An 18,434-nucleotide genomic window follows, 5' to 3' on the forward strand; every position below is an offset into this window, starting at 1 on the left:
GGTTTCAACCAAACTACAATCTCTTTTTTGTTTCAATTACTTCCACCAAATCCAAGTCCAAAGGTAATTTCGTACATTTCGAGGAGTAATGCGAATGAAGCGTTCACCGTCAAAGAAGCAATTTAAATTTGGAAGTGTTTCATCTGGATTTTCTGGAACAAAAGTGACGATGTTTTCGTTACTTGTAACGGTTACTGTAATTGGTGGGTCGGTAGGCGAGACTTGAAGTTGTAACGAAATATTGGCCGTATTTTTAAATTCATTATTAACAGGTGGACTTATTACTTGTACTGTGAATAATACGATAATTGTTTCGTTTGGTTCCAAATTAGTGGCAACTAGGAAACCGATATTCGGATTCGCTAGTGGAGAGCGTTCACCGTTAATAAAGACAGTGCCGTTTATAAATTGTAAACCTGCTGGAATGGTATCTTGTAAAGAAATATTTGAGAGTGAAATTTTGGAAGTATTTGTAATACGTACCGTGTAATCAAAATATTGATTTAAATAAGCTGAGCTGACGGAAGCATTTTTCGTGACTGTTGCAGTTATAAATTGAATTGGTATACGAACAATATTTGAATTAACAATGAAAGTAATAATTGGATCCTGTGGTGTCAATTGAAAGGCAGCGGTAACTGTTGCAGAATTTATAATTGTACTGTTTGAAGGAATAGAAGTTACGAGAACTTGAAATGTTATAGTTGCTACTGAATCTGCAGGTAAAGAGCCGATATTAATACCAGTGTCTGGACGAACATTTGTAACGGGAGTACCGTTAATTGTTACGCTGTTTTCTATAAATGTTGTACCAGCTGGAATGCTGTCTATAACAGAAGTACTGATTGTCGGAATTGGGGAGTGATTAAATACCGCTAATGTGAATGTAATGATATCTCCTATAACGACAATAGATTTGTCAGCTGTTTTTTCAATGTCAACCATCGGATCAACGACTGTCGTTGTAACGGTATTTGTTTGCTTTGAAACTGTATTTATTTGCTTTGTAATCGTAATAGGTGGTTGGATTGGACCGACAATAGGCGTATAGGAAATAGTAGCATCGTTATTGATTGTAGATTGAAGAGTAGAAGAAGAAATTGTCACTTGGAATGTAATAATAACAGATTCATTTGGAGCAAGATTTCCTAACGTAATACCATTTTCCGGATTCGCATTAGGTTGATTGATTCCGTTAATCGTAACACTACCAATAACAAATGTCGTATCTGCTGGTGCTGTGTCTACTAAAAGAAGGTCTTCGATAATGATATTACCATTATTAGTAATCGTGATGGTATACGTTAAAGTTTGACCGGGTAAGGCACTTGTGAAATCAACAGCTTTTATCGCAATGACATTATCATTTTGGACAGTAGTTGTGACGGTGTTTGTTGTAGTCGTATTTGTAACAGGTACGTTATTTGGGTTGACTATATAGTTAAAAGTAGTAATTGCGTTGTTGTTTAGTTCATTTGGTGTTGGAATAGAAGTCACAGTTACTTGGAATGAAACGATAGCATCTTCACCAATAGTTATAGTACCAATTGGTATGCCGCTTACTGGATTCACTCCTGGAAGAGTTTCTCCGTTTACAATGACGCTATTTTCTATAAACGTAGTACCTTGAGGAATAATATCTTGAATGATTACATCATTTACTGCAACATTACCGGTTTGATTTAGTGTAATCGTATACGTTAACGTATCACCAACCGTTGCAAATGCAAGGTCAACAGCTTTATTACTATTCAAATTTGCGTGATTAATTTCTGTTGCGACAGCTGATGAAATAATAGTTTCGGTAATAGGTGGTCGATCTGGTAACGTGTATTCATATTCAATTGTACTCGTGTTAGAGATTGGATTTGTTTGTGGAATCGAAGTAACCCTTACTTGGAATAGAATAGTTGCTGTCGTATTAGGTGGAATGGTATCAATTTGTATACCGTTAAGAGGATTGTCATTTGGCCGAGCGTTGCCGTTCACGATAACACTATTCTCTATAAAGCTCGTATTTGCTGGGATAATATCTGTAACAATAATGTTTTCGACTTGTATATTTCCGTTATTTATGATGGAAATTGTATAAGGGATGATAGTTTGTAAGTCAGCATATTGGATAGGTGTTGTTTTTGTCGCAATTACATTAGCGGAAATAACTTCAGTGAAGGTAATATTGCTAGTCGATATTTGTTCTTCCACGTTTATTGTATAACGAGAAGTTGATTGATTTTGAACATGACCGCTAGCAGGAAGAGCTACGACGGTAACAGAAAATGTGACTGGGATAGAAATGTTAGGAGCAATCGTTCCCACAAGTATACCTACACTTGGGTTGGCGTTAAGCTGAGGAATGTTATTTACTAAAACGCTACCATCAATAAAGGTTGTTCCATCAGGTATATTGTCTGTAAATACAACAGCAGTGGCATCCGTATTCCCTGTATTCGTTAAAGTTGTTGTATAAGTTAAAATGTCACCAATCGTTACAGAGGTTAAATCAACAGTTTTAAGTGAAACGATATCAGCATCATTAATTTGAACGAAAGTAGTATTGGAAGTAGTAGATTTTTGAATTGGTGCAAAGTCAGGATTGAAAATAAAGTCGTAGGCGATGTTTGCAGTATTAGGTGTTGGATTTACAGTAGGTAAATTCGTAACGGAAACTTGGAATGTTATTGTAGCCATTTGACCTGCTGCGACATTAGGAATGGAAAAGCCGATATTCGGATCTGCTGCAGGAAGTACAGTATTATTAACTATTACACTTCCTGGAATAAATACTGTTCCATCTGCTATAGTATCTGTAAAAAAGATGGAGTTAGTTGTAGCCGATCCATTATTTTGAATGAATACTGTATATTCAATGGTTTCATCAATAGTAGCTAATACAGTATTAGCAGATTTTGTAGCAATAAGAATAGCATCAATAAATTGTATGTTTGTAGCATTGGAAGAGGTCGTTTCTGAAATTGGTGGTGTGCTTGGGTCTGGTCGATACTCATAGTGAATGACGGCGATATTATTAATGTTATTTTGTGGCGGTATAGAAACTACGCTTACTTGGAACGTAACAATAATCGTATTATTTGGAAGAATTATATCAAGATTGATACCGGTAATTGGATTTTCGTTAGGTCTTGGTACGCCATCTACAAGAATGCTATTTGGAACGAATGTGGTGCCAGAAGCAATTGCGTCAAGTAGGAGAGTATTTGTAATAGGTATTGTACCGGCGTTTGTAACTGCGACTGTATATGTGATGATTTGACCGATACGTGTAATGGATCTGTTAGCGGATTTAATTGCACTAACATTTGCCGTTCGCACTTCAGTATTTACTGCATTTGATAACGATCTACGCTGAATAATTGGAGAACTAGGGTCAATTTGGTATTCGTACGAAGTGTCTGAAATATTAATGACTGTATTGCCCTCTGGTATATTTGTAAGTTGTACTTGGAATGAAATAGTGACTGTTTCATTTGGTTGTATCGTGCCGAGAGTTACTCCGTTTTCAGGATTCACGCCAGGCTGAATTACATTATTTATTGCTAAGCTATCTTCAATGAATATAGTATCTTCTGGAATGTTATCAATGAACACGATATTGTTAGCCGGAACGGTTCCTATATTTTGAAGTGTATTTGTGTAGGTAATCATTTGCCCGATTGATACGAAATTTACATCCGCACTTTTAACAGAAATAATATTTGCATTTTGAAGTGATGTTGTAACAATGTTAGAATTTGCAGAGCGATTTACTGGTGGGGCTGTAGGAATACTTACATATTGGTAAGTTGCTGAAGATTGATTTACAATTTCAGTTTCATTCGGTGGATTATTTGTTTGCACTTGAAATAGTATCGTTTTGGAACTGTTTGCTGGAATTGTTCCAATCGGTATTCCGTTTTCAGGATTTACACCTGGCTGAAGGACACCATTAATTGTGACACTATCGGGAACGAATGTAGTCCCAGCAGGGATAGAATCTGTGAAATTAATATTTATTGCGTCAACATTACCGATATTTTTCACTTCAGAAATATAAAGTATAGTTCCACCGATATCTACAGTTGTTGGATTGGATGTTTTTGTAATTGCCAATTGTGCTTGCACGAAATTTGTAATAACGATATTACTAGTAGATGTTTCAGTAATAGGCGGTTGCCCTGGGTCTGGTTGGATTGTATATGTTGTATTGGATTGATTTGTAATCGATTCTTGGGAGAATGAATCGTTAATAAGAATTTGGAACGAAATAAGGTGAGTAGCGTTTGCTGCTAAAGTAGGTAAAGTAACACCTACATTTGGATTGGCATCAAGTATAGTTGTTCCGTTAAGTGTAAAACTATTTTCTACGAATGTAGTATCTTGGGGGATCGTATCTGAAAATATGAGATTAGTAGCTGGAATATTTCCTGTATTTTCTAGTGTTATTGTGTAAGTCAAAATATCACCTGTTGTTGCTTGCTGTGCATTGACTGCTTTTAAAGAAAGGATAGTCGCATCCGAAATTTGTGTGAAAGCAGGATTAGACGTAATTGTTCGAGAGATGATAGGAGCAGTTGGATCGGCGATAAAAGTATAGTCAATACGGGCTGTATTAGAAATTGGGTTTACGCTTGGAATAGATTGAACGATAACCTGGAATGTTACAGTGACGATTTCTGACGGTGTGATGGAGTTTAATGGTATTCCTACGTTAGGATCAGCATCTGGAACGGAAACGCTATTAATAGTTACGCTATTCGGAATAAAGGCAGTTCCTTCGGGGACCAAATCTGTTAAAGTAACTGTATTTGCAGTAGTATTTCCGTTATTTTGAACGACTACTGTGTAAGTGATTGTACCGTCAGTAGATTGTACGAGAGAATCTGTACTTTTAATTACGGATAATGATGCATCAACAACAGCTGTATTAACCGTATTAGACGAGGATGTTGCTGTAACAGGAGGTTGACTTGGATCGACAATATACGTGTAACTTGTAAGTGCTTGATTTATAATTGCTCCTTGTGGTGGAATAGAACTTGCAAGAAATTGGAACGTAATAGTAGCGGAATCACCTGGTGCGATAATACCAACGGGAATACCGAGAGTTGGACTTGCATCTGGAAGTGAAATCCCGTTGAGCGTAACACTATTTGGAACAAATAATGCTCCTTCAGGAACTCCGTTAATGAGTAATACAGAGTTTGCAGGGAAGTTTCCAGTATTCGTTAATGTTGCTGTATACGTAATTACATCCCCGATAGACACAATTGAACGATTTGCTTGTAAAACAGTTGTAACAGTCGCGTTATTAATTTGTGTTGAAGCGCTATTAGAATTTATCGTGCCTGTAACAGGAGGAGAGGCCGGATCAACGATGAATGTGTATTGAATAGATGCTACGTTTGTAATCGGATTTGAAGGTGGAGTTGATGTAACTATGACTTGGAAAGTAACGGTTAAGGAACTATCCGAGCTAATTGTTCCGATATTCACTCCGTTATTTGGATTTGCACCTGGAATGGTACTTCCATTTACAGCAAAACTATTTTCAACAAAGGTTGTTCCTGCTGGAACTGGGTCTGAGAAATTTACATTCGTAGCGTTTGTATTGCCGCTATTTTGAATCAAAACTGTATAAGTGATCGTATCTCCAATATTTGCAAAGGCTGTATTAGCAGTTTTTACAGCTGAAAGTATTGCTGTATTAATAGAAGTAACGAAGACATTCGTTTCCACATTTCCAGGTTGAGCCAGTAATGCATTGCCTACGTTATATTGGAAGTTAACAAATCCTAAGTTTTGGAGTTCAGGTGTGAACGTTGTTGGATTACTTACGATTTGTACTTGGAATATGATTGTAACAGTTTGATTTGGATTGATTGTATTTATGCCAACACCGTTAATAATCGAAGCGGATGGTAATGGAGTGCCATCAACAATAACTGATCCTGCAACAAATTGTGTCCACGATGGTAAAGGGTCTGAGAATATAGCGTTGTTAGCAGGAATATTGCCTGTGTTCGTAATAGTCGTTGTATACGTAATCGTATCACCAATCGTTGCAAAAGTTTTATCTCCTATTTTAATAGTATTTAAAATAGCACTTTCAATTTTTGTTGTAACGTTGTTAGAAATAATGTTTTTTGAAACTGGGGGATTAGCTGGATTAACGATATGTTGAAAGCTAACGCTAGCTTGATTAGTAATTGGATTTATAGGCGGAATTTCATTGGCGATAATGTTAAATGCTACGATGACAGATTCGTTTGGCGCGATATCACCGATTGGAACGCCTGTAATGATATCTGCATTTGGGATGCTAGTTCCGTTCAGTGTAAAGCTATTCGGTTCAAAGGAAGTTCCGTCTGGAATAAGGTCGGTAAAAATAACATTCGTTGCACTTACATTTCCGCTATTTGTAATTGTAACGGTGTAGGTAATATCCTGCCCGATATCTACCGTAGATACATTTGAATTTTTTTGTGCAGTAAGGATAGCGCTATTAATTTGTGTTGTCGTTGTATTAGATTGATTGGAAGTTGTAATAAGTGGCTGGCTAGGATCAACGACATAATGATATGTGGTAGAAGCAGAGTTAGAAATGGGATTAAGTGTTGGAAGTGTAATAACAGTTGCTTGGAATGTAACGATTGCCGTATTACCAGCATTAATGGAACCAATATTTACACCAGTTGATAAATCGGCGTTTGGAATGATTTGCCCATTAGCTGTGAAACTATTTGGAACGAAACTTAAATTGCTATCAAGAATATCGATAATAGTTACATCAGTTGCGGTCACATTTCCGGTATTAGGAAGGTTAAGTGTAAATGTTATTGTATTACCAACATCCGCAAAAGTAAGATCTGCTGTTTTGGTGCTAATAATAGTTGCGTCGTTTATTTGAAGGAGTGTAGTGTTGGAAGTAGCTGCACTTGAAACGGGAGGAGTAACAGGATCAACAGTAAATTCATACGTCGTTGATGCTGTATTTGGTGCTGGGTTACTAGGGGGAATATTGTTTACTGTAACTTGAAAGACGATACTATATATTTCATTTGGTGGAAGTGTTGCAAGTAATACACCTGTATTTGGATCCGCGTTAGGTTGTAAAACGCCATCGATAGTTAATGTGTTAGGAACAAATGTGAGTCCACTTGGTAATGCATCTGTGAATACAATATTAGTTGCATCGGTATTGCCTACATTGGTAATAGAAGTAGTATAAAAAGCAGTTTGCCCGATATCTGCAAAGGATACACTTTCATTTTTCGTCATAGACAATATTGCTTCGTTAATTTGGGTTGAAACAGGATTACTAATTGAAGTTTCTGCATCAGGCGGTGAGACTAATTGATACGATGTTGATGAGAAATTTACAATTGGGTTTTGGGTTGGTAATGATGTTACAGTAACTTGGAACGAAACTGTTACTGTAGTCCCGGCTGTTATTGTCCCAATATTCACACCGTTCGATGGATCCGCCCCACTTTGAGGAACTCCATTAATAGAAAATGTGTTTGCAATAAATGTAGTGACGCTTGGCACTGTATCTGTAAATATAACATTTTGTGCAGATGAGTTTCCATTGTTTGTTAAAACGACAGTATAAGTGAGTGTGTCTCCAATACGACTAAAGGATTTATCGACTTGTTTTAATGAAAGAATGTTAGCTGTATTAATCGTAGTAAACACTGTGTTTGAAGTAACGTTTCTTGAAACGATCGGTGCATTTGGATCAGCGATAAATGTGTAAGAAGCAGTAGCGGAATTGGCTACAGGATTTTGGTTTGGTGTAGAAGTAGCAGTAACTTGAAATGCGATAGATATTGAGTTGTTAGGAGCAATTGATCCGATTGTTATACCTGTATTAGGATCGAGTTCGATGTGTGTACTGCCATTGATTGTGACACTATTCGGAATGAACGTTGTGCCGTCTGGAATAAGATCAGTGAAAGTAATATTCGTTGCATTTGTATTGCCATTATTCGTTAGAATGGTTGTATAGGTAATGGTATCACCTAGTGTTACAATTGTTTGATCGACCGATTTTACCATCGTTATCATAGCATCTAGTACCGGGTTTGTAACAATATTCGTTGAAGTAGAAGTTGTAATAGGAGTTCCGTTTGGATCGACAGTATAAGAATATAAAATTGTGTCATTACCCATAATCGAACTTGAAGGGGGAACAGAAAGAACATTTGCTTGGAAAGTAACGGTTACTGTTTCACCAGGAGCGATATTTGGTATAGTTACTCCAAGTGCTGGTTGCGCACCAGATTGCTGAACCCCATTTATTTTGACTGAGTTTGGTATAAAGGTAGTGTTAGCTGGAATTGCGCTCGTGAAAGTAATATTCGTTGCAGTCGTATTTCCTGTATTTGTAATAGTTGTTGTATACGTAATCGTATCTCCAACAGAAATGATAGATTTATCAACGCTTTTTTGGGTCGTTAATATTGCACTATTAATTGTTGTCGAAACAGCATTAGATACGTTCGTTTGTGTTACGGCAGGTTGGCTAGGATCAACTACATGTGCAAATTGTACAGAACTAAAATTAGAAATTGGATTTATACTTGGAATGTTTGTAACAAGTACGTTGAGAGTAATCACGGCCGTTCCATTTGGGTTTATATTTCCAATCTGAATCCCGTTAGATGGATTTCCGATTTGCTGTGTACCAGAATCGTTTGTAAGAGTGCCAGATATGAATGTCGTCCCATCAGGTAAAGTATCCGTGAAAATTATATTTTGTGAAGTGACATTTCCAGGGTTACTTAATGTAATTGTATAAGAAATTGTATCACCAATCGTTGCGAAAGTTTTATCTACAGATTTGATTGCCACAATTTCCCCAGAATTTATTTGTGTCGAAACAGAATTAGATGTCGTATTTCGTGAAACAAGTGGTAAATTAGGTCCTGTCATAAATTTATAATCAATAGAAGCGCCGTTTACAACCGGTGAGTTTGGTCCGCCTGGTCCAATTGTGAAAATTGGATTTGGAATGCTAACTACTTGCACACGGAAGGTAACATTTATAAAATCTCCTGCAATAATATCTCCAATTGGTATCCCGTTAGCTGGATTTACTCCAGGTAATAAAACTCCGCCTACTCGAACGCTATCTTCTATAAATACTGTGTTATTTGGAATCGGATCTGTAAAAATGATATTCGTAGCAGTTGTGTTTCCTACATTTTCTAATAAAACTGTATACGTTAAAAATGAATTTCCAGGTGCTATGTCAGAAAATAGCCGATCCACACTTTTCGTTGCTTGAATAATCGCTTCGTTAATTTGAACTAAAGTTGGATTACTTGTAGCTGTTTCTGTCACCGGCGGCTGGGTAGGATCAACAATGATCGAGTATGTCGTGCTAGACTGGTTCAAAGTTGGATTTGTAACTGGTATTGAGCCAACGATAGCTTGAAAGCTAATTGTTGTCGTTCCTCCAACTGGAATTGAGTCTAAAGAAATCCCGCTATCTGGTCTAAATCCAAGTTGTGGGATGGTATTAATTTGTACGCTATCAGGAACGAATGAAAGTTCAGGTGGTAATATATCGATAAAAACAGGTGTGTTTGCGGCAGTATTTCCGCTATTGGTGAGGGTAGTTGTATACGTAATTGTATCTCCAACAGCAGCAAAAGCACTGCTTGCAGTTTTTGTTGCGATAACAGAAGCAGTATTTACTTGTGTAAAGGTTTTATTAGATTGAACTGTTCGTGAAACTGGCGGTTCATTTATATCTACAATAAAGCTATATTGAAGCGATGATTTATTTGGGATTGGATTAGGGTTTGGAAGTGTTGTAATGTTTACTTGAAAACTGAGTGTAGCAGATGCATTTGAATTTAAGTTACCAATATTGATACCGTTTTGTGGATTTGCATTCGGAACGGTTACACCATTTATCTTAAAGCTATTTGGGATAAAGGTAGTACCGTTTGGAATTGTATCAGTAAAAATAATGTTGTTCGCAGTAGTATTTCCGTTGTTTGTAACAGCTGAAGTGAATGTAATTGTATCACCAATTGTAGCGAAAGTTGTACTAGCGCTTTTATTTATTACTAAAGTAGCGTCAATAATTGGTGTAACTGTTGTATTTGTTACAGTGCTACCAACAGCAGGAGATTGGTTTGGATTTACGGTATATTCATAATTTACAAGAGCATTATTTGTTAATGTGCCACTAGGTGGTATCGCTAAAATTTGTGCTTGAAAAGTAATGAATACAGTATCTCCTGGCGAAATATCTGCCAAGTGAACACCAAGTGATGGATCTAATCCTAGTTGTGGAACATTATTGATCGTTACGGAGTTTTGGATAAATGAAGCTTCTGCGCCAAGCCCATCTGTTAAAACAGTTGCACTAGCAGGGATATTACCTGTATTTGTTACTGCAATCGTATAAGTAACAATATCACCAATTGCAGCTGTCGGTGTATTCACAGACTTAGTAGCGACAATAGTAGCGTTATTAATTTGAGTTGTTATTACGTTACTTAACGTATTGGCGGATGCTGGAGGTAAGTTAGGATCTACGACATACTGGTACGTTGTATTATTTTGGTTCGGGATTGGATTTGGATTCGGGATAGAATTTACTTGTACTTGGAATGAGATGATTGTATTTGCATTCGGATTTATTGGGTCGATTGCAATTCCGCTTGCTGGATTGACATTAGGCAGTGTATTCCCATTTACAGTAACACTATTAGGAATAAACGATGTTCCGTTTGGAATTACATCTGTAAATATTACATTTGATGCAAGTGTGTTCCCGTTATTCGTTAAAGTAGTCGTGTACGTAATAATATCATTTACGTTAGCAAACTGTTTATCTGCAGATTTAGTAGCGGCAATTGAGGCGTTATTAATAGTTGTCTGTACAGTGTTAGAAGCAACCATCTGCATCACAGCAGGTTTGGATGGATCATACGTATATTGGAATGTTGTGCTTGATTGATTTGTAATTGGGTTTACAGCAGGGATAGTTGGTACAAAAACTTGAAATGCAACGGTGCGTGATGAATTCGCTCCTATCGTACCAATTGAAATGCCAGTGGCAGGATTTGCGTTAGCTACAGGGACATTATTAATCGTTACAGTATTAGGAATGAAGAGGGTACCCGCTGGAATGATATCTGTAAACGTTACATTAGCAGCAGAGATATTCCCGTTATTTGTTAAAATAGTTGCATATAGTATGACATCACCAACATCAGCGAAGTTTGTGCTTGTGAGTTTTGTAGCAACGATATTAGCAGTATTAATTTGTGTAGTTACTATATTGCTAGCAGTGTTTCTAACGAGAGCAGGTAAGTTTGGATCAGCGATAAAGCTATATTGAAGTGAAGCAATGTTTTGAATTGGGTTTGGTGAAGGTAGCCCATTTGCACTTATTTGAAAAACAATCGTTGTAAAACCACCTGAAGGAATGGAGCCGACTTGAAGACCGGTACTAGGGTCTGCACTTTGTTGTAAAGTACCACCTATAAAAATACTATTTGGTACGATAGTGGAGCCATTAGGGATTATATCGGTAACAATAACATTATTTGCTGTAGTATTGCCAAGATTAGCTAAAGAAATTGTATATGTGATTGGTTGCCCGACATCGGCGATAGTTAAATCTACTTCTTTGACAATCACTACATTTGCTAAATTAATTTGTGTACTTACAGTATTACTTACAGATGTTTCTATAGTTGGTGGATCGCCCGGATTTAGAATAAAGCTATACTGTGTACTAGATGAATTTAATGTTGGGTTTTGTGTTGGTAAAGAGGTGACGGTTACTTGATAAGAGACAGTAAGTGAGCCATTAGCAGCAATGGAAGGTAGTGGAACACCTATATTTGGATCTGCGTTATTTTGGAGTACACCATTAATAAGAAAAGTGTTTGGGATAAAGGTAGTACCGTCTGGATTCGTATCTACGAAAGTAGGACTATCAGCAGAAACACTTCCTGCATTCGTCAAAGTAACAGTATAAGTTAATATATCCCCTACGGTAGCGAACGCTCGGTCCACTGTTTTGGCTGAAATGACATTTGCATCGTTTACTTGAGTAAATGTAGTAGTTGAAGTAGTGTTCTTACTTACAGGTGAAGCGTTTGGATCAACGATAAAGTTATAGGAGATGGAAGCGCTATTTGAAATAGGGTTTGGATTTGGAATGCTAGTTATTACTACTTGGAATGAAGCTGTAATTGTAGTATTAGCATTGATGCTACCAATATTGATGCTAGCTGGTGTAACGCCTGGCTGAGTAACACTGTTAACTATAACGCTGTTTGGGACAAAGGCGGTTCCATTCGCAATTAAATCAGATAGTAATACATTGTTTGCTGCAACATTCCCATCGTTCGTAAGAGCGAAGGTGTAAGTTAATACATCGCCAACTTCCGCAAACGTTTTATCTACAGATTTATTAGCACGGAGATTTGCTAGTCTAATTGTTGATGTAACAGAATTAGAATTTGCTGTTTTTGAAGTCGGTGGCAAACTTGGATTTACAGTATATAGATAAGAAGCGAAGGCGTTATTAATGATAGGATTTTGGGTCGTAATATTGATGACTGTTACTTGGAAAGAAAGGGTAACAGTAGACCCACCAGGAATTGTGCCGATAGGTAAAGCAACGAGAGAATCTACATTTTGTAAAACTCCGTTTAGTGTTACAGTACCAGGAGTCAATATCGTTCCGTTTGGAAGTGGATCTGTTAGTTGCACGTTATTAGCGGCTGTATTTCCACTGTTTGTAATAAGGATTGTATAACTTATTGTTTCGCCAATTGTAGCAAATTGTTTATTTGTTGATTTTGTTAATGTTACATTCGCATTGTTAATTTGAGTGGAAACGAGATTCGAAGAAATATTTTTTGTAACAGGTGATTGGCTAGGATTGACAGTATATTGATAAGAAGCGCTTGATCCGTTAGATACGACATTTGACGTGGGTATTGTGTTTACTACTACTTGAAATGCAACATTTTTTGTTGTGCCGCTTGTTATGGATCCAATGTTCACGCCGGTAGCGGGATTTGCACCCACTTGTGTCGTGCCATCTATTGTTAAACTGTTTAGAACGAAAGTTGTTCCAGTAGGGATGACATCTGTAAAAATAACATTGTTCGCATTTGTATTACCTGTACCTGTAAAGGAAACGGTGTACGTTAGTGTATCACCAATATCTGCAAAATTTTTATCTACTGCTTTCGTCATTGTTACAGTAGCATTATTCACTTGAGTGGAGACAATATTTGTCGTATCAGTCCCACTTACTGCTGGTTGATTAGGTACAGGAATGTATTGATATGTTGTTGTTCCACTATTTAATATTGGGTTTGTTTGAGGGATAGAAGGAACGAGCACTTGGAATGAAATAGTAGTAGTGGAATTTGCGGCAATTGAACCAATTGTTATACCATTAGCGGGATTTGCGCCAGCTTGAGTAACTCCGTTCACAGTTACACTCCCTGGAATGAAAGTAGTCCCGCTAGGAATCGGATCCGTATATATCACATTCGTTGCAGCGATATTTCCTATATTAGCTAAGGCAATACTGTAAGTTAATGTTTCACCAATATCGGTAAAAAGTTTGTTAACTGATTTTGTTCCATTAATATCTGCAAGGTTAATTTGTGTTCCAGCAGAGTTACTTGTTGCAAGACCATTAAAAGTTGTTCCTCCGGCGATTGGTGTATATTGAAATGTAATATTAGCAGTGTTAGAGATAGGATTTTGACTTGGAAGAGAAACGACAGTAGCTTGGAAAGTTACTATACGAGAAGCACCATTATTAATTGTTCCAAGAGATATACCAGCCGCAGGATTTGCATTTGTTTGTGGTACGTTATCTACTGTTACAGTGCCGGGTATAAAAGAAGTACCATTAGGGAGACTATCTATAAAAATAGCGTTATTGGCAGGAAGAAGCCCGGTGTTAGGGATAGTAACTGTATAAGTGAGAATATCTCCAATTGCAGCAACACTTTTATTTACGCTTTTCGTTGCTTGTATATTTGGGGAGTTTATATTAATTTGTAAGCCGACTGTATTTAACATATATGCATCTCCGTTAGTAGTTAAACGGATTGCAGCGGATACTTGTGAGTTTGTTAAATAAGGAGAAATATCAATAGAAGTAATATCCCAGCCCTGTCTTCCTGCGGAAATGTTTGTACCTGTAGAAGCACTTTGATTTCGCGTTCCAAATGTCCCAGTTGTATCTAAGTTTCCTGCAGCATTATTAACTTGAGAACCGAAGAAATTATTTATGGCATTATTTGGTCCAGATAAAGCATTTAATGAACTGAAATTTGGTCCAAATAAAGCTTGATCCCCGGTTAAATCTGCATCTCCTTCGGTAGAACTTAAAAATAATCTCCCGCTTACTGGTCCTCCTGAAGGTGTTAAAAATCCAGAAACAGATACATCGGCACTACCAGTTTCTGCAGAAACACGGTTACCAGCTACATAAATGGTTAAGTTTCTTGCTGGCAATGTCCCGTTTTGATAAGCGACGATAAGCGTCCATCCAGCCGAATTAATTGTTCCATTAGAAGCATCTATAGGATCTACAAGTCCAGGAACCGCTCCTGTAGTATAGGAACCAGCACCTCCCGCTTGAATAAGAGTTGTTACGTCTGCTGAACGAGTGTAAAAGCCAAATGTAATAGAGTTTGAAACGAAAGTTTGATTTGAAGCCGTAACAGCTGAAGGAGTAATCGAGTATGTTGAAACAGGTGTTGTAAAAGAAACTGGGTTTCCTAATACACTCGTAATGTTTTGATCACGAGATAAATAGTTTCCACCCCAAACGAGTTCTGCGTAAAGAATAGTACTACCAGCAGGGATATTTAAAATAGCGGTAGAACTATTTTGTGTATAGTTTAATGTTGTACCAGCAGGAAAAGTAGTTACTTGTAAAGCAGTATTCGTAGTTGCGAATGCACCAATTGCCCCGATTGTACCAGCACGGTTTTGATTGCTGATTTTACTTAAGCCTAAAGTATTACCTGTAATAGCGAGTGCGCCGTTAGTGGTGGTAGAAAATCGATTCGTAATGGGCATGTTGTCACCTCATTTACAATATAGTCTTGGTCAAAATAACATATGTGTGTGACAAATAAAGGGAAACATGTACAAGTTGATTTCGTAATAATGATTTAAATGTCTAGATAAGGGGATGGAGTATGATTGAATTGGAATTTAGAGTGGAGCGTCTTCGGAAAGAACAAATAAGCGACATTGTAGCGCTATCTTCTTATATTGGTTGGGATTATAACAGAGAAGAAATTGAGACTATTTTTAACGCAGGGATTGTATACGGTGTTTGGAATGAGAAAGAGGAACTAATTGCTAGCGCAGCAATAATATTATATGGGGAGAAATTAGCATCTATCGGAATGGTGATTGTACATCCAGATTATAAGGGGAGAGGGATTGGAAAGATAATAACGGAAGCGTGCGTTAAAAGCGTATCAGCTCATACTCCAATTATGCTTATTGCTACGGATGAAGGGAAACCTTTATATGAAAAGTTAGGATTTAGGGCAGTAAGTTATGTTTCTAAATACATATGTAACTCATACAATGCGAAACATTATTGTGTAAGAAATGAAGATTATGTGATGAATTATGAAGAGGGTGATTTAGAAAAAATAATAAAAATAGATGAATATGCGTTTGGAACAAATAGAAAAGAGTTTTTAAAGAAAAGAATTATGCAAAGTGAACAGTGTATCGTTGTAAAGGACAAGGAACAAAATGTATTAGGTTACGGTTTAAGCATACAAACACCAGAAAATAAGATAATAGGGCCGGTTGTTGCTAAAAATGATGAGATGGCAATGAGAATTGTACATGATTTAGCAAAAGGGCATAATGGTAAATTAAGAATTGATGTACTAGAAGGAAAGAAAGATTTCATGAAAGTATTAGAGATTGCTGGTTTTAAAAAGGTGAATACACCACCAATTATGATGAAAAATAGCGATCAATTATTAAAAAGAAATAATGAGTTATATAGCATTGCAGCACAAATTTTTGGGTGAAAAAGAATCCTTCTGAATGAAGGATTCTTTTTCGCTAATCACGATATTGATCATGAGTCGGCTGAAAGAGGTCTTCCTCGATATCTCTCACCATAGAAAAATGATCAACGTTATAATGACCGTGTAAAGTTTTATTGTGATGACCAATAATTTGTTCTGCAGACAATACGTTAGAATCAGTTGTTGAATGACCGTTTTTAATTAAGGTAACGTCAAATCCTTGTACAGTTGCTGCTCTAACTGCAGTGTCAATGCAATGTTCTGTTTTACATCCGCCTATAACAATATGATTAATGTTTTCTTCTTTTAAAAGTTCAAGTAAAGAAGTGCCGTAGAATGAATTGGTTGCTGCTTTATTAATAAAGATTGCAGACTGGGGTACTTGAATTTGATTATGTACTTCAAATCCTTCGCCACTACCAGAAGCAACATCGATATCTCTTACGAAAACAATAAGAGCATTTGAATCTATTGCTTTCTGCAGGGCTATATTTAGTGTAGATAATAGCTCGGTTTTACGAAAAACTTCATTTTCTTGCTCATTTCCATCAATTAATTCTTGCTGAGCGTCAATAATTAATAGTGCTTGTTTCATCGTGTCTCCCCTTTAATATGAAATAAGTTCCACTGTACATATTCCTTCAGATTGTTAGAAAATCCTCCATTGTAAGAGAAGTAGAAGATTGATTTACAAAGTTGTCAAAGAAATTTCATTCTCATAGCGTGTAAAAACATGTATGATAGGAGATGGAGAATTTTTGAGTAGGTGGGAATAACATGCAAACAGTAGAAGATTATCTTTCATTCTTACATACGAAAGGATTTAAATTATCAGAGGAAGCACAAGGGTTTATTATGTTTGGACAAGGATATACTGGTGCGTCTGATGGGATTGTGAACGCAGCAATAGAAGCCACAATTAAACATCAATTGCAGTTTGATGGTAGTTATTTCGTTGCGTTATTAGAACGATTGAAAGAGGAAGAAATTACAGATAAAAAAAGCGCTAAGGCTTTTATGCGGAAGTTACAAGCGTAACTTCACGCAGCCTGCGCTTCTTTTTTTGTTTTGGAAGGTAATTCAACAAAAATCATGCCTAGAAAAATACATAGACATCCGATAATAGCAGAAATAGAAAGTTGTTCATTTGCAACGAGAAAGCCTGTTAATGCAGCAAAAACGGGCTCCATTGCGAAAATAATTGCTACTCTCGTTGGAGAAGTGTGTTTTTGTGCCGATGTTTGAATGAAAAAAGCAATAGATGTTGCAAACAAGGCAGTTAGAAAGAGTGCGAATAAAAAGGATTGATTCGTCCATAGTGATACTGAAAATAACTTTTCCCAATCTTCAAACAAGAAAGCGCAAATAGAAGAAAATATACCAACAGCTAATACTTGAGATGTGCTTAATAATAAAGGTGATATTTTTTTAGAAAAGAAGCCGTTAATAAGAATATGGGCAGCGAAAGCGACTGCACAACCAAGAACAAGTATATCTCCTATATTTAATTGGAAAGAATCAGCAGCTGTTAATAAGTACAAACCTGTTGTAGCTACAGCAATACCAAGTATGATGAAAATGGTGGCTTTTTGTTTTAAAAAGATAAATGATAAGATTGGGACCATAACAATGCTTAGCCCAGTTAAGAAACCTGCTTTTGAAGAAGTTGTATAGAGTAAGCCAAATGTTTGTAATAAATAGCCGACAAATAAGAAGAACCCAACCATTAATCCAGCTAAACTACTATGTTTTAATTCTTGTTTTGAAGTTTTCTGTGAGAAAATAATTTGAACGAATAATAAAATAATTCCAGCGAATAAAAAGCGAATACCATTAAACGTAAATGGACCAACGAAAGACATAGCGTTTTGAACGACAACAAACGTAGCTCCCCAAATAAAAGAGACAAATAATAAAGCAAGAGGAGCAATCCACTCTTTTTTCACACTCATACCCCCGTTAATTTTGTAAGATAGCTTTTCTAGCTAATTCATCAGCTACTTTATTTTGACTACTTGGAATCCACTTAATAAAAAAGAGATCGAAGTTTTTTATGTACTGCAGTGCTTCATCTAAAAGAGGTGCAAATATTTTATTTTTTGCGTATTCCTTTTCAACAGCCCGCTCAACAAGCTGCGAATCTGTACGAAAAGAGACAGTGCTATAATTATGCTCGATGCAATATTTTAATGCTAAAAGTAAAGCGCGGTATTCTGCTTCATGATTGGACATTGTTCCAAGTGGTACTGATAATTGTACAGGTGGCTGAACGCCTTTAATAAACACTCCTGCACCAGAAGGACCAGGATTTCCTTTTGATGCACCATCAATATATACTTCAATCAAAATGAGAAACCTCCA

At 36.7% G+C, this 18,434-nt stretch carries 6 protein-coding genes; 2 read left to right on the forward strand and 4 right to left on the reverse strand.

The features are described from left to right. Positions 1–36: 36 nt before the first annotated feature. Entirely contained in the window at positions 37–15,090 is a 15,054-nt protein-coding gene (locus M1D73_RS07950) for a cell surface protein (protein ID WP_481158012.1), read from the reverse strand. Positions 15,091–15,212: 122 nt separating this feature from the next. Between M1D73_RS07950 and M1D73_RS07955 the strand changes: the two genes are divergently transcribed. Continuing rightward, positions 15,213–16,073: a GNAT family N-acetyltransferase gene (locus M1D73_RS07955; protein WP_000570994.1), complete on the forward strand. Its 861-nt coding sequence runs from the start codon at positions 15,213–15,215 to the stop codon at positions 16,071–16,073. A gap of 34 nt (positions 16,074–16,107) precedes the next feature. On the opposite strand, the gene M1D73_RS07960 is transcribed toward M1D73_RS07955, so the two are convergent. Next, positions 16,108–16,668, reverse strand: coding sequence for a cysteine hydrolase family protein (locus tag M1D73_RS07960; RefSeq protein ID WP_000806319.1), 561 nt, complete (start codon positions 16,666–16,668; stop codon positions 16,108–16,110). 182 nt (positions 16,669–16,850) lie between these two features. Here M1D73_RS07960 and M1D73_RS07965 point away from each other — a divergent pair, with 182 nt between their 5' ends. Next, entirely contained in the window at positions 16,851–17,111 is a 261-nt protein-coding gene (locus tag M1D73_RS07965) for a DUF6123 family protein (protein WP_001195212.1), read from the forward strand. A gap of 2 nt (positions 17,112–17,113) precedes the next feature. On the opposite strand, the gene M1D73_RS07970 is transcribed toward M1D73_RS07965, so the two are convergent. Together M1D73_RS07970 and M1D73_RS07975 are read right to left on the reverse strand one after the other, a co-directional pair. Then, positions 17,114–18,019, reverse strand: coding sequence for a DMT family transporter (locus M1D73_RS07970; RefSeq protein ID WP_121868172.1), 906 nt, complete (start codon positions 18,017–18,019; stop codon positions 17,114–17,116). A 13-nt stretch (positions 18,020–18,032) separates the two neighbouring features. Continuing rightward, positions 18,033–18,419: a reverse transcriptase-like protein gene (locus M1D73_RS07975; protein WP_000573880.1), complete on the reverse strand. Its 387-nt coding sequence runs from the start codon at positions 18,417–18,419 to the stop codon at positions 18,033–18,035. Between the last annotated feature and the right edge of the window lie 15 nt (positions 18,420–18,434).

This window comes from Bacillus sp. PK3-067, from assembly GCF_056738645.1.